At 62.8% G+C, this 20,082-nt stretch carries 16 protein-coding genes and 1 pseudogene; 8 read left to right on the top strand and 9 right to left on the bottom strand.

Features of this window, described 5'->3' with window-relative positions:
* Positions 1-3: 3 nt before the first annotated feature.
* On the top strand, positions 4-663 hold the full coding sequence (gene gmk / locus JOH52_RS00160; RefSeq protein ID WP_003531657.1) for a guanylate kinase: 660 nt from the start codon (positions 4-6) through the stop codon (positions 661-663).
* 62 nt (positions 664-725) lie between these two features.
* Complete coding sequence (locus JOH52_RS35865) at positions 726-854, top strand: hypothetical protein (RefSeq protein ID WP_003531656.1); 129 nt, start codon at positions 726-728, stop codon at positions 852-854.
* A gap of 221 nt (positions 855-1,075) precedes the next feature.
* Here the strand turns inward: JOH52_RS35865 and rsmA are convergent, their stop codons facing one another.
* From rsmA to lptF, 6 genes are all read right to left on the bottom strand, one after another.
* A complete protein-coding gene (rsmA, locus tag JOH52_RS00155; protein ID WP_010969072.1) occupies positions 1,076-1,900 on the bottom strand; it encodes a 16S rRNA (adenine(1518)-N(6)/adenine(1519)-N(6))-dimethyltransferase RsmA in 825 nt (274 codons plus the stop codon).
* The gene (gene pdxA / locus JOH52_RS00150) at positions 1,900-2,928 is read right to left on the bottom strand and encodes a 4-hydroxythreonine-4-phosphate dehydrogenase PdxA (protein WP_014529828.1); all 1,029 of its coding nucleotides are present in this window, start codon (positions 2,926-2,928) and stop codon (positions 1,900-1,902) included. Before pdxA ends, rsmA begins: the two co-directional genes overlap by 1 nt.
* 9 nt (positions 2,929-2,937) lie before the next feature.
* Positions 2,938-3,888, bottom strand: coding sequence for a SurA N-terminal domain-containing protein (locus JOH52_RS00145; RefSeq protein ID WP_003531653.1), 951 nt, complete (start codon positions 3,886-3,888; stop codon positions 2,938-2,940).
* 191 nt (positions 3,889-4,079) lie between these two features.
* On the bottom strand, positions 4,080-6,425 hold the full coding sequence (locus tag JOH52_RS00140; RefSeq protein ID WP_014529827.1) for an LPS-assembly protein LptD: 2,346 nt from the start codon (positions 6,423-6,425) through the stop codon (positions 4,080-4,082).
* Positions 6,425-7,507 carry an LPS export ABC transporter permease LptG gene (lptG, locus tag JOH52_RS00135; protein ID WP_003531651.1) on the bottom strand — a complete coding sequence of 361 codons (1,083 nt, stop codon included), beginning with the start codon at positions 7,505-7,507 and terminating at the stop codon, positions 6,425-6,427. Before lptG ends, JOH52_RS00140 begins: the two co-directional genes overlap by 1 nt.
* On the bottom strand, positions 7,504-8,676 hold the full coding sequence (gene lptF, locus JOH52_RS00130; RefSeq protein ID WP_003531650.1) for an LPS export ABC transporter permease LptF: 1,173 nt from the start codon (positions 8,674-8,676) through the stop codon (positions 7,504-7,506). The genes lptG and lptF overlap by 4 nt, the downstream gene beginning before the upstream one ends.
* 313 nt (positions 8,677-8,989) lie before the next feature.
* Here lptF and JOH52_RS00125 point away from each other — a divergent pair, with 313 nt between their 5' ends.
* The 3 genes and pseudogenes from JOH52_RS00125 (at position 8,990) to JOH52_RS00115 (ending at position 12,171) form a co-directional block, all read left to right on the top strand.
* Positions 8,990-10,483: a leucyl aminopeptidase gene (locus JOH52_RS00125; RefSeq protein WP_003531642.1), complete on the top strand. Its 1,494-nt coding sequence runs from the start codon at positions 8,990-8,992 to the stop codon at positions 10,481-10,483.
* A gap of 19 nt (positions 10,484-10,502) precedes the next feature.
* Entirely contained in the window at positions 10,503-10,952 is a 450-nt protein-coding gene (locus tag JOH52_RS00120; RefSeq protein WP_010969075.1) for a DNA polymerase III subunit chi, read from the top strand.
* A 141-nt stretch (positions 10,953-11,093) separates the two neighbouring features.
* Positions 11,094-12,171 (top strand): annotated as a pseudogene (locus JOH52_RS00115) (ISAs1-like element ISRm21 family transposase).
* Positions 12,172-12,215: 44 nt separating this feature from the next.
* On the opposite strand, the gene JOH52_RS00110 reads toward JOH52_RS00115, so the two are convergent.
* Entirely contained in the window at positions 12,216-13,142 is a 927-nt protein-coding gene (locus tag JOH52_RS00110) for a Gfo/Idh/MocA family protein (RefSeq protein ID WP_003531624.1), read from the bottom strand.
* Positions 13,143-13,331: 189 nt separating this feature from the next.
* Between JOH52_RS00110 and JOH52_RS00105 the strand changes: the two genes are divergently transcribed.
* Positions 13,332-14,171: a GNAT family N-acetyltransferase gene (locus JOH52_RS00105; RefSeq protein ID WP_015241121.1), complete on the top strand. Its 840-nt coding sequence runs from the start codon at positions 13,332-13,334 to the stop codon at positions 14,169-14,171.
* 19 nt (positions 14,172-14,190) lie between these two features.
* Here the strand turns inward: JOH52_RS00105 and JOH52_RS00100 are convergent, their stop codons facing one another.
* Complete coding sequence (locus JOH52_RS00100) at positions 14,191-16,080, bottom strand: ABC-F family ATP-binding cassette domain-containing protein (protein ID WP_017271815.1); 1,890 nt, start codon at positions 16,078-16,080, stop codon at positions 14,191-14,193.
* A gap of 310 nt (positions 16,081-16,390) precedes the next feature.
* Here JOH52_RS00100 and JOH52_RS00095 point away from each other — a divergent pair, with 310 nt between their 5' ends.
* Together JOH52_RS00095 and JOH52_RS00090 are read left to right on the top strand one after the other, a co-directional pair.
* Positions 16,391-16,672: a hypothetical protein gene (locus tag JOH52_RS00095; protein WP_017264791.1), complete on the top strand. Its 282-nt coding sequence runs from the start codon at positions 16,391-16,393 to the stop codon at positions 16,670-16,672.
* A gap of 232 nt (positions 16,673-16,904) precedes the next feature.
* A complete protein-coding gene (locus tag JOH52_RS00090) occupies positions 16,905-19,562 on the top strand; it encodes an AMP-binding protein (RefSeq protein WP_010969081.1) in 2,658 nt (885 codons plus the stop codon).
* Here the strand turns inward: JOH52_RS00090 and JOH52_RS00085 are convergent.
* The gene (locus tag JOH52_RS00085; RefSeq protein WP_003531618.1) at positions 19,503-20,015 is read right to left on the bottom strand and encodes a DinB family protein; all 513 of its coding nucleotides are present in this window, start codon (positions 20,013-20,015) and stop codon (positions 19,503-19,505) included. The two genes, JOH52_RS00090 and JOH52_RS00085, sit on opposite strands and share 60 nt — an antisense overlap.
* Positions 20,016-20,082 lie beyond the last annotated feature (67 nt).

The following is a 20,082-nucleotide window of genomic DNA, read 5'->3' as shown; positions in this document are numbered from 1 at the left end:
GATATGAAACCGGCGACCGTTTCGCCCATCAAGATCGCTCGCCGCGGGCTGATGCTCGTCATTTCATCGCCCTCGGGTGCGGGGAAGTCTACGATCGCGCGCAACCTGCTCGAAGCCGATCCGGACTTGAGCATTTCAGTGAGCGTGACGACGCGTTCGCGGCGGCCGAGCGAGATCGAGGGGCGGCACTATTTTTTCAAGTCGATCCGAGAGTTCGAGGCGCTGAGGGCAACGGACTCGCTGCTGGAATGGGCCGAAGTGCACGGCAATTACTACGGCACGCCGCGTGACGCCGTCGAAAAGGCGATGGGCGAAGGGCGGGACATGCTCTTCGACATCGATTGGCAGGGCGCCCAGCAGCTGCAGGAAAAAATGGCGGGCGACGTGGTATCGATCTTCATCCTGCCGCCGTCCATGGCGGAGCTGCAGTCGCGGCTCCACCGGCGCGCCGAGGATAGTGAAGAGGTCATCGCGACCCGGCTCGCCAATTCGCGCGCCGAAATCGAGCACTGGCGCGAATACGATTACATCGTGGTCAACGACGATCTCGACCGGGCCTTCTCCTCCGTCAGGGCGATCGTCGAAGCCGAGCGCCTTCGCCGCGACCGGCGCCCCGGCCTCTTCGAATTCGTCAACGGACTGCTGACGGAAAATCCTCTCTGAGCGCGCCGCTTATCCCTTCGCCCCTCGCGGGGAGAAGGTGCCGGCAGGCGGATGGAGAGGCCTTGGACGTGCGCCGAGGTGCGGCCCCTCATCCCGCTGCCGCGACCTTCTCCGCCGGGCGTTCGCTCGACAAGGCGGACGACAATGAATTCGTGTTGCTCGAAGTCGGCGAATTCCTGAAGGCCGAATAGAGCGCGGTCCCCTCGAAACGTCCTATAAGCCGGGCTTGCTTTCCCGCAGCAGACATGGGTGTAACGCCCGCTCCTCCTACCCTCATTCCTGTGCCTGTCACAGGAATCCAGCCAGCCCAAGTCCTTGGGCTGGAAAGGCTTTTCCGCACCGCAGACGCGGCGCTGCTGGATCTCTGTGACAAGCACAGAGATGAGGGCGAGGGTGGGTTAAGCGTCCGGCTCTACAGACAATTGGCCAATCGGCAAAATTCTTCGACGGTCAAGGTTTCCGCGCGGCGTTGCGGATCGATGCCCGCCTTTGCAAGCAGCGCCTCGCCACCGAGGGGCTTCAGGCTCTGGCGGAGCATCTTGCGCCGTTGGCCGAAGGCTGCCTGGGTGACCTTCTCGAGAACCGCGGGCGAGCAGGGAATTGGAGCCTCGACAGGCTCGAGATGGACGACCGTCGATGTCACCTTGGGCGGCGGTGTGAAGGCCTGTGGCGGCACGTCGAATGCCAGACGCGCCTTTGTCCGCCAGCCGCAGAGGACGCCGAGCCTGCCATAGTGATCGTCATCGGCGCCGGCGACGATCCTGAGGCCGACCTCGCGCTGGAACATCAGCGTCATCGATTGCCAGAAGGGTGGCCAGAGCCCCGGCAGCAGCCAGTTGACGAGAAGCTGTGTGCCGACATTGTAGGGAAGATTGGCGATGATGCGCACCGGTCCGTCGGCAAGCGCTTCGAAGTCCACCTTCAGTGCGTCGTCCTCGATGATGTCGAGCCGCCCCGGATAATGGGCGCCGATCTCGGCGAGTGCCGGCAGGCAGCGCGAATCGCGCTCGATCGCGACGACCTTCTTTGCCCCAAGAGCGAGGATCGCCCGTGTAAGGCCGCCGGGACCCGGACCGACTTCGATCACTGTCACGTCCTCCAGCGGACCGGCGGTGCGCGCGATCTTCTGGGTAAGGTTGAGATCGAGGAGGAAATTCTGGCCGAGCGCCTTCTTCGCGTCGAGACCGTGCCGCTGGATGACGTCGCGTAGCGGCGGCAGACCGTCGAGAGCCGCCATCAGCGCTTCGTCCCGCCGGCATTGCGGGCAAGTTCTGCTGCAAGCCGCAAGGCCGCAAGAAGGCTTTCCTCGCGCGCGATCCCTTTCCCGGCCAGGCTGAAGGCGGTCCCGTGATCCGGCGAGGTTCTGATGAAGGGCAGGCCCAGCGTGACATTGACGCTGTCATCGAAACCGAGCGCCTTGGCCGGTATCAATGCCTGATCGTGATACATGCAGATGGCGACGTCGTAGGTCTCTCTCGCGCGATCGTGGAACATGGTGTCCGCCGGCAAGGGTCCGACGACGTCCAGCCCCTCGGCGCGCAGGCGATCGATGACCGGCCGGATGACGGCATCGTCCTCGCGGCCGAGCGCGCCGCCTTCGCCCGCATGCGGATTGAGACCGGCAATCGCCAGGCGCGGCGCCGGCAGGCCGAAGCGGCTCCTGAGGTCGGCCGCGGTGATCGTGCAGGTCTCGTAGATCAGATCCGGCGTCAGCGCGGCTGGAACGTCCTTGAGCGGGATATGGATCGTGACCGGGACCGCGCGCAGCTTCGGTCCTGCCAGCATCATCACCGGCAGGGCGGCAACCCCCGTTGCGCGCGCAGCGAGGTCCGCGAGATATTCGGTGTGGCCCGGAAAGCGGAACCCCGCCTCGTAGAGCACTGCCTTGGAAATCGGATTGGTGGCGAGGGCGGACGCTTCTCCCGCCAGCACGAGCCGGACGGCGGTGTCGATCGCATCGGTCACGGCGGAAGCATTTGCCGCATCGGGATTACCGGGAATCACGGGGGCAGGGGAGCGGACCGGCCAAACGGGCAGCGCCTGCCGGAAAGCGGCGACGGCCCCGGGACAATCGGTCTCGCATATCGGCACGGTCTGGCCCAGGAGCTTGGCGCGGGCGGCAAGCACCGCCGGATCGCCTACATAGAGAAACGGCGGCGTCGGCCGATCGGCCCGCTTCGCCCATACGGAAAGGGTGATATCCGGACCGATCCCGGCCGGATCGCCCATGGTCAGGGCGACCGGCCCGATGCTCGTCTCGCTCATGCTGGCTCGTTATTTGTTGACGATCTGCGCCTTCGAGCGCAGTTCTTCAAGATATTTGGCGCTGTTCGGGTCTTCCCCCTCGGACTTCTTCTTGCCGAGGTCCTCGGCACGGAAGACGATCTCGGCGGCGGCGTCGTCGTTGACCTGACGCTTCTTGCAGATTGCCAGATATTCGACGCCTTTCTCGGTAACCCGCGTACCCGTGGTCATGCCGTCGCCGGCTTTTTCGACGAGCGGCTTCCAGTCTTCGGGCAGTTGCTGTGCAAGAATTCGGCCGAGGCTGCGGATCGAGACGTCGCGGTAGTTCGCCGCGAAGGCCTTTGAGGTATCGCAGCCTGGAAACTGCGAGCGCGAGGCATTGGCTTCGGCCTGCCGCTTCGCCGTGATGGCGCCGCGCTTCGATTCGGGAATGACGAAGATGACCTGCTGCAGGAAATATTCCGTCGTGACCGGCTTGTTGCCGCCGCCCTGCATCATGCGCTTGACGAGGTCGCCGCCGGAAAGGCGGCTGGCGCTGCCGTAGCGGAAGTTGACGACGCGCGGCCAGCTCATCTGGACTGCGATATACTGCTTGAAATGGTCGACCCCGACGCCGGCCTGGTCAAGAATCTTGCCGAGCTGCTCCGGCGAAAGCTTGTTACCGGCGGCGAAACGCGCAAAGGCGGCATCGACCTCGTCGGTGCTGACGGACTGCTGAACGCGCGCGATCTCGGCGCGCTTCAGTACCTCGTCGACGAGCTGCTGCTTGGCTTCGGCTGCGCCGCCGCTTTGCCGCTGAAGCTTCAGGAAGGCGACCCGCTTGGCGACGTCGCCGGAGGTGATCACGGTGCTGTTGACGACCACCTCGACCGTGCTCGCCGCCATTGCCGTGGTAACCGTACCCGCTGCGACACTCAGCGCACCCGCCAGTGCAACCGCCGAAAGCAACCTCACGATCGCGTTTTTCCCGCCCATCATCATTCCCCTGCTCGTTCTGCCTCCCGTTGCCGGCGGCTTCAGTTGCCACACTGCCGACTTCGCTACGGCGAGCTCTGCGCGTCACGCAAGACGCGCGGCGCCGTAGGTGTCAATGTGAGGCAAATGCATAATACATGCGGCCAAACAATGACAAGACCGCATGATCGATGCGGTAAGGGCGGGTCAGGGCCACTTTAGAAGTAGTCCAGCTCGTCAAATCTCGTGTCGCCGACATAGACGTCACCGAGCGTGCGGAAGCTGATGCGGGCGCCGATCGACCAGTCGTTCGCAAGCGAACTGTCGGTATCCCGCTCCTGCTTGTAGACGATCGAGAACAGCGTGTCCTGGTCGTCATAGGTGATGCCGAGGCCGTTGCGGGAGACGACGCCCGCGTCGATGTCGTAGGTCACCGCGCCGAATACCGACCAATATTCGTGGAACCGGTAGGCGGCAGCGGTCTGGATTTCGTCCTGATCGAACGGCGAGCCATAGGTCGGCTGCGCTTCGATCCGCGTATAGGTGAGAGCGGCCTGCCAGTTCAGCCCGAGATAGCCGACCGTGGCATCGGCCCGGCGCAGCGAGAAGTCGCTTTCGTCCAGCCGTCCGGAGAGGCTCGCCATCAGACCGGACGGGGCGTCGATACCCAGCATGGCGACATAGTCGGAACTGTCGGTTTCGAGGCCCGAATCCGCCCCGGCCTTGACGAGATCGTCCGTCGCGAAGGAGTTCAGGCCGCCAAGCTGAAACGACTGGCCGGCAATGGCGCGCAGGCCGTAGCCGCTGTCGAAGCTTCCGGTATACCGCAGACCGATATTCGCGCGTGTACCGCCCTCGATGCGATCGTAACCGGAGAATTTGTCGCGATCGAAGAGGTTGGTCGCGTCGAAGACGAAACTCTGCGCGTCTTCGTTCGGCAGTCCGCCCGCATATTGCTCGTCCGGGCGCGCATATAGCTGGCCGATCGGTTCGAGAACATGGGTGCTCGTCTCTCCAGCGAAGAGGATCGGATAGCGCGCCTCGAGTCCGGCGGTCAACATTCTGCGCGTCTCGGCATCGCTGCTGGTGAAGTTGCCGGTATAACCGACCGGGTCATCCACATTCATGCCGAGGGCATCGCCCCGTGCCGCGAGCAGCGGTGTCAGCACAAGCCCGCCGGGCGCAATGAATGTCCGCTTCCATTCGAGCTCGCCGGTGAGCCTGTGCGAGGTACCCTCGAGCCCACGGAAGCGCTCGACGCCCAGCACATTCACCCTGTCGAGGCGGTTGCGCTTGATGTTGGTCAGGTTGAAATCGGCGTTGAGTTCGCCGCCCAGGATCGGCTCCGGTGCAGTGTAGGAATAGTCGAGGACTTGCGCGACTGGCTGCTTGTTTTCGTCGATGCTGTCCGGGTCGGCATCCTGAATGTCGAAATAGAAGGCCCGCAGGTCGAAATAATTGCGTTTGCCGAGGCCGGTCAGATAGGCCTGGTTCACATAGGTCGTGCCGTCGAAGGTCGACAGATCGTAGGTCTTGGCGAAGTTGTTGTCCGACTGGACGAGGACGTTCCAGCCGAAACTCCAGCGGGGATTGATCTCGAATTTGCCCCGCGAGGCGATCATGCCGCGATTGGTTTCCAGCGCGTCGACGGTGCCCGGCGTGAACTGCTCCCTGTCCAACTGGCTGATGCCGGCGACGTTCAGCGTATGCAGGCCGTTGTGGAATTGCTGCCGGAACTCACCCTCGAGGAGGAAGCCCTGGCGGGTCAGTCCGGTGCCGGTGATCGTCGCGTCCATATGGGGCGAGATCGCCCAGTAATAGGGTACTCCCACGCCGGCGCCGAGCTTTTGCGTGTAGCGGAACTGCGGGAAAAGGACACCGCTCTTGCGCTTGACCGTATGGTCCGGGATTTCCATCACCGGAATGTAGGCGATCGGCTTGCCGAAGAGTTCGAAATAGGCGTGCTCGAGCCGAATGGTACGGGTGCGTCCGTTCTGAATGATGCGCTGGGCCTTGATGTGCCACAGAGAGCGATGTTCCGGCTTGGTGTTGCACGGAGTGCATGCGGTGTAGACGGCCTTGTTGAGGATGAATTCCTCGCCATTGCGCCTTTCGCCGGTCTCCGCCGCCAGGCGCGTCAGATCGGTCGTTTCGATCCTGAGGGCCTGGACGAAGCCGTTGCCGAAGTCGTCGGTGACGTCCATCCTGTCGGCATAGACGATGTTGCCGCCCGGCTCGATGAGCTGGATGTCGCCGGTCGCGAGGATACGACCGGATTTCTGGTCGTAATCTACCTGCCGGGCGACCATCTTGTAGCCGCCGTATTCGATCTGGACATTGCCGCGCACGGTCACCTTTTCCGTGTCGCGATTGTAGACAAGCTCATTGGCGGTCAGCAGCAGCTTGGCGTCGGCAGGGATATTCGGCTGCAGATCGTCGATTCGCGCCGCTGCATCCTGCGCCTTGGCTGGCGCATTCATTCCGATGGCAAGCATATGCAGCGCCACGCCTGCAAGCAGGGCAGCGTTGGTAAGCTTCATGCGTTTGCGGTTGCCTGCCGCCACTAGCCATCCTCCTGATGCAGTAGAATCGTCGAGCCCAGCGCCATTGCTACAACGACCGGCAGCCAGGCTGCAACGAACGGAGGCACAATGCCGCTGCTCCCGAATGCTTTGACAAGCACGGTGACGACATAAAGCACGAAGCCCGACAGGATTCCACCGAGAATCACCGACCGAGATTGATTGAACCGGCTAAATTTTAACGAGACGCAGGCGGCGATCAGCGTCATCGCGACGAGGAGCAGCGGCAGCGACATGAGAGAGTGAAATTGCGTTTCCAGGCCGTTGGTGGAAAAGCCGAAGGACCGCGCCACTTCGATTTTCCGCGGAAGGTCGAAAAACTGAATGGAATCAGCCTTTGCCAGACGTTCCTGGACGAAATCCGGCTTCAGATTGGTGCGAAGCTGTGCCGTTTCCATACGACGCGGCAGGCGCCCGACTTCCGTCTCGACGACGCCGTTAAGAAGCCAGTAACCATCTTCGAGTTTCGCCGACTTCGCATCCTGCCGGAGCGTGATTGCGCCCTGTGGATCGAAGTGGATAACGGTCACGTTGATCAGCTCGGTGCCGCCGTTCTGGACGGAGCGTGCGCCGATGATCGTGTCGGTGCCGTCGTAGATCTGCCGGAGCCAGGGAATCGAGTTCGCGGCAGCCGAACGGGTGGAGCCCCACTCCGCTTCGAGCGCTTCCGCCTTCTTGGTTCCCCAGGCGGCAAGCGGGTTGATCACGACCACGGCAAGCACGCCGAAGAGCAGGGCGCCGACGACGAACGGACGCAGGAATTGCCAGACGGAAATGCCCGCCGCCCGGGTTACGACGAGTTCATAGCGCCGGTTAAGGGAGATCAATGCAGCCATCGCCGCGAAGAGCGCAACGAAGGGAACCGTTTGCTGCAGGATCGTCGGAATGCGGAACGTGGTCATCAGTAGCGCGCCCGACACCGTGTAATGTGGCAGGTTCGACATGCGGCTGGTCAGTTCGCTGAAGTCGATGATGAAGATCAGCGCGAAAATTCCGACGAGGAACCAAAACGTAGTGCGTGCATAGCGCTTGAAGAAATAGCGTCCGAGCGTGTTGAAAATCATGAGGGCTGCTCCCCGTCGGCACCCGCCGGCCGCACCAGCCGAAGCCTGACCATGAGGTCCGTGAGCTTTTCCTGCCAGGTCATGGGGATGTCGAGGCGCCGGTTGCTGGCAAGCTGCTGTATGGCAAGCGCTCCCGTCACCAGCGGGACCAGATACATGAGCGGCACGAACCATACCGAATCTTCGGCGCTGTTGGCCGCGTAGAACGTCATCCACCGGATGACCAGAGCCGCTCCAAGGGCGCTGACCATCGGGTGCACCCGTGCTTCGCGGTGCGACCGGGCATCGCTGCTGACCACAAGTGCAATGAGGCCGAAGAGCAACGGAAAGGTCCATTCGGTGAAGCGCCGGTGCAGCTCCGCCGTAAAGGCGAGCGGAGCTCGCTTGTAGGCTTCGTCGTCGGGATCGGGATCAAGCAGATAGAAGAGATCGCGATCCTTGGCGCGGATATTGGCCTCCCCCGCCATCCTGGTCAGGTCCGTCAGATCGAAGGCATAGGAGTCGAACTTGATGATGGAAACGTCGCCGTCCGGCAGTTTGCGGTGGACCTCCCCATCCTTCATCACCAGCGCGGAGCGTTCCTCGTCGACGGCCCCCTCGCGCGCATAATAGACGAGCTCGAAATTCGGATCACGCGCATCGGCGACGAAGATGCCTTGCAGTACGCCGCCGCTTCGGCGGGCGCCGACCTGCACGTAAAGCCCGTCGGTAATCTTGCGGAATGCGTTCTCCTGGACGACGGAGGCGAGCAGGTCCGCATGGGCCGTCGCGATCATCTTGCGTACGGCAACGCGCGAATAAGGCTCGACGAAATTGTCGATGGCGAAGGAGAGGACGCTCAGTCCTGCCGCGAGGAACATCACCGGCCGGATGATGGACATGCGCGAACTGCCGGCGGCACTGAGCACCGTAAGCTCCGAATCGGTGTTCATCGCGCTCAGCGTCTGCGTCACGCCGATCACGAGGGCAAAGGGCAGAATGATCGGCACGACCGACGGCAGAATCAGCGTCGCGAGCTTCAGGAAGGCGATGATCGACTGACCGCTGTCGGTAACGAGGTTCACATTGGTGAGCGCCTGCGTGGTCCACACGATGCCCATCAACGGCAGGAGCGTCGCCAGGAACATGATCGTGGCGCGCCGGAATATGTAGCGTTCGATGAGCTTCATAGCCGTATCCGGTCCAAGGTCCTGCTCAAATTCGTATGCCGTTCGGTTGCGGACGAGTGTGCAATTTCTTGCCGGCCGATGTAACCGTCTTCGTCCCCGTGCCGCGAATCGGAATCTGCGACAACAGGGAAAATATAAGCCGAAGAACTTCGGTTAACCGCATGTAAACATGTGCGAGCATCTTGCCAAGCGCCTGAAAAGCGAGAAGGGTGCGCCCCACAGCTTCGATCACCGCCGACGTCGCGAATGTCGGTCACTGTAGCCGTCCGGTAACAGGCCGGGCGCCACCGTCAGAAAGTGCCTGGAGTCCTGCATGCCGATGAAGTTCGAATTTTCTTTCAGCAAATCCCACCGCCCGGCCGGCGGCGCCGCGGTTCTCCTGCAGGTTGCAGGAGCCAAGGAAGCAGCCGGGGCGGCTGTCGTCGATCCGGAGGGCGTCCTGGCGAAGGCGGCGAAGATCGGGAAGTTCACGGGCAAGGCGCTCTCGACCCTCGACGTCATTGCGCCGCACGGCTCGCCGGCCGATCGGATTGTCTTGCTCGGCCTCGGGGACGCGGGCGGCGTCGGCGATCACGACTGGCTGAAGGCCGGTGGCGCCGCGGCTGCGAAATTGCGGTCTGCCGAAAAGATCACGGTTTTCCTGGATGCGCCGGGGCTCGAAGTCACCGGCAAGGCAGCCGCGGATTTCGCCCTTGGCATGGAAATGAACGCCTACGGCTTCGAGAGCTACAAGACCCGGAAATCGGATGACGAACCGAAGGCGGCGCAGAAGCCGGTGAAGGTCACCATCGTCACCGGCACGGTGATCGCAGCGAAAAAGGCCTTTATGACTGCCCAGGCGGTCGGTGAAGGCGTGTTTCTGGCGCGCGATCTCGTCAACGAGCCCGCCAACGTACTGGGCCCCGTGGAGTTCGCGGCGCGCGCGAAGGAACTGGAAAGACTCGGCGTCGACGTCGAGATCCTGACCGAGCGGGAGATGAAGAAGCTCGGCATGGGCGCACTCCTCGGCGTAGCGCAAGGCTCGTCCCGTCCGCCGCGGCTGGTCGTCATGCAATGGAAGGGCGGAAAGGCCAAGGAAAAGCCGGTCGCCTTCATCGGCAAGGGGGTCGTCTTCGACACCGGCGGCATTTCGATCAAGCCCGCTTCCGGCATGGAGGAAATGAAGGGCGATATGGGCGGGGCGGCGGCAGTGACCGGCCTGATGCATGTCCTTGCCGCGCGGAAGGCGGCCGTCAATGCCATTGGGATCATCGGGCTCGTGGAGAACATGCCGGACGGAAGTGCCCAGCGGCCTGGCGACATCGTGACGTCTATGTCCGGGCAGACGATCGAGGTGATCAACACCGACGCCGAAGGCAGGCTCGTCCTCGGCGATGCCCTCTGGTACTGCAATGACCGATTTAAGCCGCAGCTGATGATCGATCTCGCAACGCTGACCGGCGCGATCATGGTGGCGCTCAGCAATCATTACGCCGGGCTGTTCTCGAACGACGACCGGCTGGCCGAGCAGTTGCTCGCCGCCGGTTTGGCGACGCAAGAGCGACTGTGGCGGATGCCGCTCGGCAAGGAATACGACAAGATGATCGACAGCAAGTTCGCCGACATGAAGAACACCGGCGGCCGGCACGGCGGCTCGGTCACCGCGGCTCAGTTCCTGAAGCGCTTCGTCAAGGACACGCCCTGGGCGCATCTCGACATCGCCGGCACCGCCATGGGTTCGCCGACCGACGAGATCAACCAGTCCTGGGGGTCCGGCTTCGGCGTTCGTCTCCTCGACCAGCTGGTGCGCGCGAACTACGAATCGTGACCGTTCGCCCGAGATCGGAATGACCGAGATCCTTTTTTACCACCTGACGGAATCGAAGCTCGAAGACGCCCTGCCGCCGCTGCTCGACAAGAGCATAGAGCGCGGCTGGCGGGTGGTCGTGCAGACGATAGACGCCGAAAGGCGCGATGCGCTGGATACGCATCTATGGGTCTATCGGGACGACAGCTTCCTGCCGCACGGTACGGACGCCGGCGAGTTCGCGGCGGTGCAACCGATTCTCGTCGTTGCCGATGACGGCAACCGGAATGCCGCGACTGTGCGCTTTGTCGTCGACGGCGCCGAGCCGCCGCCGGTTTCCGAATATGAGCGGGTTGTTTTCATGTTCGACGGCTACGACCAGCAACAGCTCGAGGCGGCGCGCGATCAGTGGAAGCGGCTCAAGGGCGAGGGGCACAATCTCACCTATTGGCAGCAGAACCGTGACGGAAGGTGGGAAAAGAAGGCGTGATCGGTCGAGTATCGATGGCCTGTGACAGACCCCTCCCCAACCCCTCCCCACAAGGGGCAGGGGAATCGCATATAGCGAATAAGTGGTTGTTTTGTTGCGGCAAATCGATTCATGAAGTCCTCCGCTGCCTTGGAGGTCTCGATGAGTAGATTTGCCGCTTGCTTTGAAGATTTGCCAGATCCGCGCGGTCGCAATGCGCGCCATCCGTTGACGTCGATCCTGTTCATTGCCGTTGCGGCGATTGTCTGCGGTGCGGAAAGCTGTACCGATATGGCCGATTTCGGGTGTCGCCAAGAAAAAATGGCTGAAGACAATCGTGCCGCTGCCCTATGGCATTCCCAGCCATGACACCTTCTCCACAGTCTTCCGCCATCTCGATCCGGATGCCTTTGACGCGGCCTTTCGCCGTCTCACGGCGAGCTTTGCGCAGGGTCTCGAAGGGGTGGTAGCGATCGATGGCAAGGCGGTGCGCGGTGCCTACCGGCGCGCCGCCAAGGCCACGCCACTCCACTTCGTCAATGTCTGGGCTGCCGGTCCCGGTCTGGTCATCGGCCAAAAGCTCGCGCCGGGCCGCAATGAGGTGCAAGGGGCTCTCGATGCGCTCGCGCTGCTGGCACTGGAGGGCTCTATCGTCACCGCCGATGCCCTGCATTGCCGGCCCGACACCGCCCGCGCCATCCTCGCTGCCGGCGGCGATTATGCTCTGGCACTGAAGGCCAACCAGCCCGGCCTCTTGGCCCAGGCGCTCGCCCGCATCGAGGACGCCGGCCACGTCGAGAGCATCCAGATTGCAGCCGAGACTGCCCATGACCGCATCGAGACACGCCGCGCCAGCGTTGTGGCTGCCGGCGATATCAACTTTCCGGGCCTGCAGGCCATCGGCTGCGTCGAGACCACAAGCCGTCATACCAACGGCCATTTGACCAGCCATGTCCGCTACTTCCTGCTCTCAACCACCATGTCGCCGAGCGCGCTGATCGAGGTTGTAAGAACCCATTGGCAAATCGAAAACAACCTGCATTGGGTTCTGGATGTCCACTTCCGCGAGGACGCCGCCAGAAACCGCAAGGACAACGGCCCGCAGAACATTGCGTTCTTGCGCAAGATCGCTCTCAACCTCTTGCGATCGCACCCCGACAAGGCCTCCATCCGCCGGAAAATTAAAAAGGCGGGCTGGGATGACGAATTCCTCACTTCTCTTATCGCTCATATGCGATAGCCCTGCCCCGGGAGGGGTTGGGGAGGGGTCAAAGCCCCTTTCCATCAGTCGTGAAACGCCTCGACGAATTTGCGTCGGCCGAGCATGAAGGCGTCGGCCACGTGCCGGAGCGGCGCCAGGTCGACGTCCGATCTGCCGGCCTTGATGATCTCGGCGAAACGCCGATAGAGCATGGGGTATTCCTGCTCGGGCTCCTCGTGGACGATCTTGCCGTCTATCGCGAGTTTGGCGCCGCCTTCGGAGAGGACCATTCCGCCCGCGTCGGTTTCAGCGACGATGTCCCAGCTCTGCTTGCCCGTCTGACGCCAATCGAACTCGGCAGCGACATCGAGCTTTTCGGCATCGCTGAAGGCGATCGTGGCGGCGATCGGCGCGTCCCGGTTCTCGGGAAATTCCAGCGTCGCGGAGGTGATGAAGACCGGCCGGGGCAGGATGTGGGTCATGATCGAGAGTGCATTGATGCCCGGGTCGAAGACACCGAGCCCCCCGGCTGCCCAGATCCACTCCTGGTTCGGATGCCAGTGGCGGACATCTTCCTTCCAGATGATCCGGACGTTGCGAATCGCGGCCGACGCCAGAAACGCCTTTGCGGCTTCGACTGCCGGCGCATAGCGCGAGTGCCAGCTCGCGAAAAGCGAAACGCCTTTCTCCTCCGCCAGCGCCTCCAGGTCCGCGACCTCGCTCAAGGTCGCGCCCGGCGGCTTTTCGAGGAAGACATGCTTGCCCGCGGCAAGTGCGGTACGCGCCGCCTCGTAGCGGTATTGCGGCGGCATGCAGAGCGAAACCGCCTCGACCGCCGGCACGGCGTCGATCATGGCCTCTATCGACTTGAAATTGTCGATGCCGTCCACCGTTCCGTGGCGGCTTGCGGCTGCGATCAGGCGGTAGTCCGCGTTCTTCGCAAGCGCCGGCAGATGTTGGTCGCGCACGATCTTGCCGACGCCAACGATGGCAATGTTGATTGGGGACATGGTGTCTTCCGCCCTGATTAGTATGATTTATTCCGGACCCTTTTAGCAGATTGGGAAATACCGACAAGCCGGCTTCCCGTTGCAAAAATTAGCCTAGCCGCTTGGGTGGACAAGATGGAACGCAAATCTATCTTGTCCGTCTTCTTGCCTCTCGAGGGGGGTTCTTCGGAGCGAAGTCAGGATTTCAGAATGCCACATATTCGTCTTGCGACACGGGCCGAGCTCGACACGATCATCGACTGGGCCGCCAGGGAGGGATGGAATCCCGGTATTGACGATGGCAACGCTTTCTGGGCCGCCGATCCCGAAGGCTACTGGGTCGCGGTCGAGGAAGAGCGACTTGCCGCTGCCATTTCGCTCGTGCGCTATGGCAGCGGTTACGCATTTCTCGGCTTTTTCATCGCCGATGAGGAGTACCGGGGCAGGGGCATCGGCCTCGATCTCTGGAAGTGGGCAGTTGCAAGGGCCGAGGGGCGGACCATCGGCCTCGACGGGGTCGTGGGCCAGCAGGAAAACTATCGGAAGTCGGGTTTCGGCTGGTCGCATGCGAACATCCGCTACGGCGGCGTGGTGAACGTGACCGAGCCGCCCGGCACCGAGCTTGTCGACGTGGCGCCGGTGCATGCGGCGTCACTGATCGATTATGACATGAGGTTCAATCCAACGCGGCGCGAGGCATTTCTGCGCGAATGGACCAAGCAGTTGCAGACGCGCAGAAGCGTGGTCCTGCTGCGTGACGGGGCAATCGCCGGTTACGGAACGATCCGCAAGTGCCGCGAAGGCTACAAGATCGGTCCGCTGCTCGCCGACAGCGAGACCGGTGCCGATCTCCTGTTTCGCAAGCTCGCAACCGGCACCGGCGGGGAACGGATCTATTTGGACGTCCCCGAGCCGAATGCGTCGGCACGGGCACTTTGCACGCGCTACAACATGAAGCCGGTTTTCGAGACCGCCCGCATGTATCGCGGACCGGCGCCCGATCTGCCGCTTGCGCGCATTTACGGGATTACGACCTTCGAACTCGGCTGAAAACAGGTTCGCCGATCGGCTACCCCGCCATCGCTTCCTCGTATTCCGCCGACAGTTCCAGCCATTGCTCTTCCGCAGCCGCAAGCTTTTCGACGGCATCGGCGCGCTCCTTGGCGCGTTGAGCCGCTTTTGCCGGGGCCTTCTCGTAAAGGGCCGGGTCTGCAAGCTCGGCATCAAGTGCCTGAATCACTTTCTCCAGTTTGCCCGTCAAGGACTCGATCTCATTGATCCTTTTCCTGAGCGGTGCCAGTGAGGCTCGCCTGTCCGCATTGGCCTTTCGCTGGTCTGCCTTGGAAAGCGCCTCATCAGATCCGTTCACCCTGGGCTTGTCGTCCTTCGGCTTCGGCCCGCCGACGATCAGCCCGCGATAGTCCTCGAGGTCACCGTCGTAGTTCGCGACGGTTCCGTCGCGCACCAGCCACAGCCGGTCGGCCGTCGCTTCGATCAGGTGGCGATCGTGGGAGATGAGGATGACCGCGCCGGAGAAATCGTTGAGGGCGGCGATCAGTGCGTTGCGGCTGTCGATGTCCAGATGGTTGGTGGGCTCGTCCAGGATAAGCAGACTTGGAGCCTCGAAGGCGGCAAGGCCCATGAGAAGCCGCGCCTTTTCGCCACCGGAGAGATCCTTGGCTGCGGTGTCCATCTTCTCGGTCGCAAGCCCCATCTGCGCCACGCGGGAGCGCACCTTCGCTTCCGGCGCTTCCGGCATGCGGCGGCGGACGTGCTCCACGGCGCTCTGCGTCGGCACGAGATCGTCGAGCTGGTGCTGGGCGAAGAAGCCCACCTTCAGTCCCGGGGCGATCCGCACCTCGCCGCTTTCCGCGCGGAGGCGTCCGGCGATGAACTTCGCAAAGGTGGATTTGCCGTTACCGTTGGACCCGAGCAGCGCGATCCGGTCGTCCGCATCGATGCGCAGATTGAGCCTCTTCAGGATAGGCTTGCCCGGTTCGTAGCCGACCGCGCCTCCCTGGATGGCGACGATCGGTGAGGCCACCTGCTTCTCCGGATCCGGGAAGGTGAAGCCCTGGACGTGGTCTTCGATGACGGCTGCCACGGTGCCCATCCGCTCCAATGCCTTGATGCGGCTCTGGGCCTGACGGGCCTTGGAAGCCTTGGCCTTGAAACGATCGATGAAGCTCTGCAGATGCTTGCGGGCCGCCTCGTTCTTGGCCTTCGCCTTCATCTGCAGTTCGTCCGCTTCCGCCTTCTGCCGCTCGAACTGATCGTAGGAGCCGCGGTAGAAGGTGAGCTTCTTCTGGTCGAGGTGAACGATCGCGTTCACCGCGGTGTTCAGGAGGTCGCGATCGTGGCTAATGATGATCACGGTGTGCGGATAACGGCGGATATAGTCCTCGAGCCACAGCGTTCCTTCGAGGTCGAGATAGTTGGTAGGCTCGTCCAGGAGCAGCAGATCGGGCTCGGAAAAAAGGACCGCGGCAAGCGCCACGCGCATGCGCCAGCCACCGGAAAAGGAGGAGGCGGGACGTTTCTGCGCCTCGTGGTCGAAGCCGAGACCGGCGAGAATGCTTGCCGCGCGCGCTTCCGCCGAATGGGCGCCGATGTCGGCGAGCCGCGTCTGGATCTCGGCGATCCTGTGCGGATCGACCGCCGTTTCCGACTCCGCGATGAGCGCCGTGCGTTCCCTGTCGGCCTTGAGCACGATTTCGATCAGAGGTTCTTCCGTCCCCGGCGCTTCCTGTGCGACCTGTCCGATCCGCGCGTTCTTCGGCAAGGAAACACTGCCGGCTTCCGCCGCAAGCTCGCCGGTGATGACCCGGAACAGAGTCGACTTGCCGGCGCCGTTGCGTCCGACGAGCCCGGCCTTCGTGCCCGCCGGAAGCGTCACGGAAGCGTTATCGATGAGCAGACGGCCCGCAATGCGGGCGGAGAGGCCGGATATCTGGATCATCCGGGCCTTTTGCCCGGACTTTTTCGGGAAGGCAAGAGGCTCGCGCCACTGCTGCCGCGATCGCTCGAATAAGGATGCCGAGGGCATTTTCAAGTGAGGATTGTTATGGATTCATGGACAACGTGTTCCGATAATCAATACTTCCCATCCTCATGATGAGGCCCCACATCTTCGAACGGAGAGCACGAGAATGCTCTTCTGACCCTTTGATCGGACCGGGCGCCATCGGCGAGGCCACCGCGTCCGGAATGGTGCCGATCAAAACGGTCGCGACGAAACCTTCGTTCAAGCGAACGACCGATCAGGAGTGATGATCATGAGGAACGCAACCCATACTGCTCTCGCCGCCACCCTCGTTGCCACAGCCGTTCTTGGCGGTGCATCCGCAGCCTTTGCCGGCGGCAGCTATTATCAGGGTGTCAGCGACAAGCCGCTCTACACCGAACGCGCAGCGCGAGCCGGTGACCAGACGGCCGTTCGCCGTGCTGACGGCTCCCTCGACCGTACGTCCACCGGTTCCGTCGGCTATGCTCCGCAGCCGAAGGTCGTTTCCGGCGGTGAAGGCGAATACTACCAGGGCCTCAGCCGCTAAGCCGCAGCTGACGAGTCACGGAGCAGGCGCGGCCTCCCACGCGCCTCTTTGCTCCGCCCGAACGAAAGGCCCGGTTTCCCCGAACCGGGCCTTTCGTGCCCCGGATGGCCTTTTGAAACGGCGTACTCCCGTGCGAAAATCGGTTTCGCACAAAGTCCTGTATTCGCTTCGGCTTTATACTTGACGATCAAAGTCAGCAATAATATGCCGCCTTGCTAAAATGGAGGTGGTTTTGGGCGGCTCAGGCGAACTTTCGGTGTCTCCGTTCGGTGTTGCAAGTCTGGCTGCGCGGGGCGACCGGCCGGCGCTGCTTTTGCGCGGCGGGCGGATCGTGAGTTACCGCGAACTTGCCGAGCGCATCGACCGGCTCGCTTCTCGGTGGCGCGGCGATCGCGGACTGGTCACAATCGAGGCCGACCTTTCCGAACACGCTGTCGTCGCTTATCTCGCGGCACTCGAGGCGGGCCACGCGGTCGCCCTGTGCGGCACCGCTTCCATGCTCCGGGACCGCGAGGTCTTCAGACCGGAATATTGCTACCGCCGCTTTGACGGCCGTTGGCGCATGGAGCGGCTGGAGGGAGACGCGATCGCGCCGCATCCCGAACTTGCCGTCCTGCTCTCGACGTCCGGCAGCACCGGGCATGGAAAATGGGTGCGGCTGTCGCACATGAATATCCAGTCCAATGCACGATCGATCGCGGAATATCTCGGCTTGACGGCAGCGGACCGAGGCTGCCTCATCCTGCCGCTCCACTATTCCTACGGGCTTTCCGTCCTTAACGCCCACCTCGCCGTGGGCGCGAGCGTCTATATGCCGGGCTGTTCCATCCTCGACGAGGGCTTCCTCGATGAACTTGCGCAAAGCGCCAGCTCCAATTTCGCTGGCGTCCCTTATTCCTACGACCTTCTGGAAAAGGCTGGGTTCCGGGCGCGGGATTTTCCGGCGCTGCGCTTCATGACTGTTGCCGGCGGACGTTTGGCGCCGGAACTCGTGCGCCGCTACAATGAGCATCTCTCCGCGCGCAATGCGCGCCTTTTCGTGATGTACGGCCAGACAGAGGCAACGGCTCGCATGGCCTATATGCCGCCGGACCGTCTCCGGGGCAGGGAAGACCGGATTGGCATTGCGATCCCGGGCGGGAGCCTGACGATCGAGGATAACGATGGAAGGATAATCTCCAGCGCCGATCAGCCCGGCGAGCTTGTCTATCGCGGGCCGAATGTGATGATGGGCTACGCGTCGTCACGCGCCGATCTCGCGCGGGGGGCCGAGTTGTCGGAATTGCGGACCGGCGATCTGGCCGTAAGAGACGCGGACGGCGTCTTCCGGATCGTCGGACGAACAAAGCGGATATCGAAGATTGCCGGCCTGCGAATCGGTCACGACGCTCTGGAGGCGGCACTGGAGCAGCACGGCGTCGCCGCCGCCGTCGTCGGCAACGACACCGAAATCCACGCCTACTATGTGGGAAGCGGCGATCCGGATGAAGTTCGCCGCCTGCTCGTCGAGGCGAGTGGCTTGACCTTGATGCATGTAGGGGCTTCCCGCCTGGACAAGTTGCCGCGATTGACATCCGGCAAGATCGATTACCCGGCCCTTCGCATGCGGCCGGCCGCGGCGACGTGCGGCAGTTCGGAAGAGGGGGACGTCGAGGCGCTTTTTGCCCAGCTCTTCTATCCGAAGAAGGTTCGACCGGAGGACAGCTTTCTATCGCTTGGTGGCGATTCGCTCCGTTTCGTCCAGCTTTCGATCGGCCTTGAGAAGAGGCTCGGAGAACTGCCGGAGGGCTGGGAAAAAATGCCGGTCGGCGCACTCGCCGCCCATAACGGCCGCGAGCGCAAGAGCCGCCGGATCGGTGCGGATTTCCTGATCCGGGCGCTGGCGATCCTGCTGGTCGTTGTCCACCACGAGACGCTTTGGCCGATTCCGGGGGGATCGGCCGCCATGGTCATTCTCGCCGGCTTCGGTCTTGCGCGATTCCAGAGCGGAGCACTGCTCTCCGGCGCGATAGACAAGCTGCTGCGGCCGCTCGCCCAGATACTCGTCCCCTACTATCTGATCGTGGCGGGCTACGCGCTCGCCTGGGGCGACGTGCCCTGGGCTTCGGTCTTTCTCGTCGGGAATTTCGGCATCGCAGATCCCGGGCTCCACGGCATGGTGCCCTATCTCTACTGGTTCATCGAAGCCTATTGTCAGATGCTGCTGGTGTTTGGCGCACTGTTTGCCGTTCCGTTCGTCCGGCGCGCCGCGGCCAAGAGACCCCTTGCCGTGGGCATGGCGCTGTTCGCCGCGGCCTTCGCTGCGCGGATGGCGTTTCCGCTTCTCATCGATATCGGCAACCGCCAGATATTCACCCTTCCATGGATCTTCTACATGGCGGTGCTCGGCTGGTGTGCGGCAATTGCCGAAACGTGGAAAGAGCGCTCGATGGTGATGCTGGCAGGGACAGGCGTATTCCTGTTCCTCGGGCTCTATGAGGGCGTCTGGATCGGGACGAAAGTCAAATATCTGCTGCAGATCGCCGTTCTGGCCGCGCTGCTCTTCCTGCCGCGCATTCGCATGCCGCAATGGGGTAGGCGGCTGATCCTGCCGCTTTCCGCAGCGGGCTTCCACATCTACATCCTGCACCGTTTCGTGCCGGAGTTGCTGTTGCTGCCGATCCGGCCGTTGCTCTCGCCGTTCGCCTTTGCCCTCTGCTCCATCCTGGGCGGCATCGCGCTCGGGATTGCCGCCTGGCTCGGACAGCGTCGCCTCATCGCGTGGCTCGCCGGGACCCGAGACAGGCGCATCTCGCTTGCCCCGGTGGGCCGGCTCGAGCCTGGACTCGCCTCAGTCGGCCCACTTCTTGCCCTCGGTCCGCAGGAAGGAAACCAGGTCCAGCGTCAGTGAGGGGTGCTTAAGCGCGGTCAAGGTCGCATGCGCCTGGCCACGATGATGGGTCTGATGGTTGAAGAAGTGAGCGAGCGTCCGTGCGAGCCGTTCCGTGACCTCGACCGGATTGGTGAGCGGAGAATAGGTGAAGTGCCCCGCAAGACGCTCCTCGTCGAGGCTGTCGATCCAGGCGATGATTCGCTCGTCCTCGGCCACCCGCGCCGCCGTCAGACCGTTGAGATCTTCGTGCAGGATGGCGTCGAGCCGCGACGGCGCCTCGCCCTCTTTCGTAAACCGCTTCATCCAGATCCGGTCCGCCACGAGGATATGGTTCAGCGTCCCGTGCAGCGAGCCGAAGAACGCTCCCTTGTCTTCCCGGTATTCCGAATCCGATAGTTCCGAGACGGCGGCGTAGACACGCCGGTTCGCCCAGCGATTGTAATCGGCAAACATCCGGTAATGGTCGAGCATCGGCAATCTCCTTGTGTGGTCGGCAACCTATCGCGAATTCGTATTCCGGTGGCAAATGCCACTCATG

This window comes from Sinorhizobium meliloti (assembly GCF_017876815.1).
GTDB lineage: Bacteria > Pseudomonadota > Alphaproteobacteria > Rhizobiales > Rhizobiaceae > Sinorhizobium > Sinorhizobium meliloti.
Note: the sequence above shows the minus strand (reverse complement) of the source record. Positions and strands in the feature narration are given on the sequence as shown.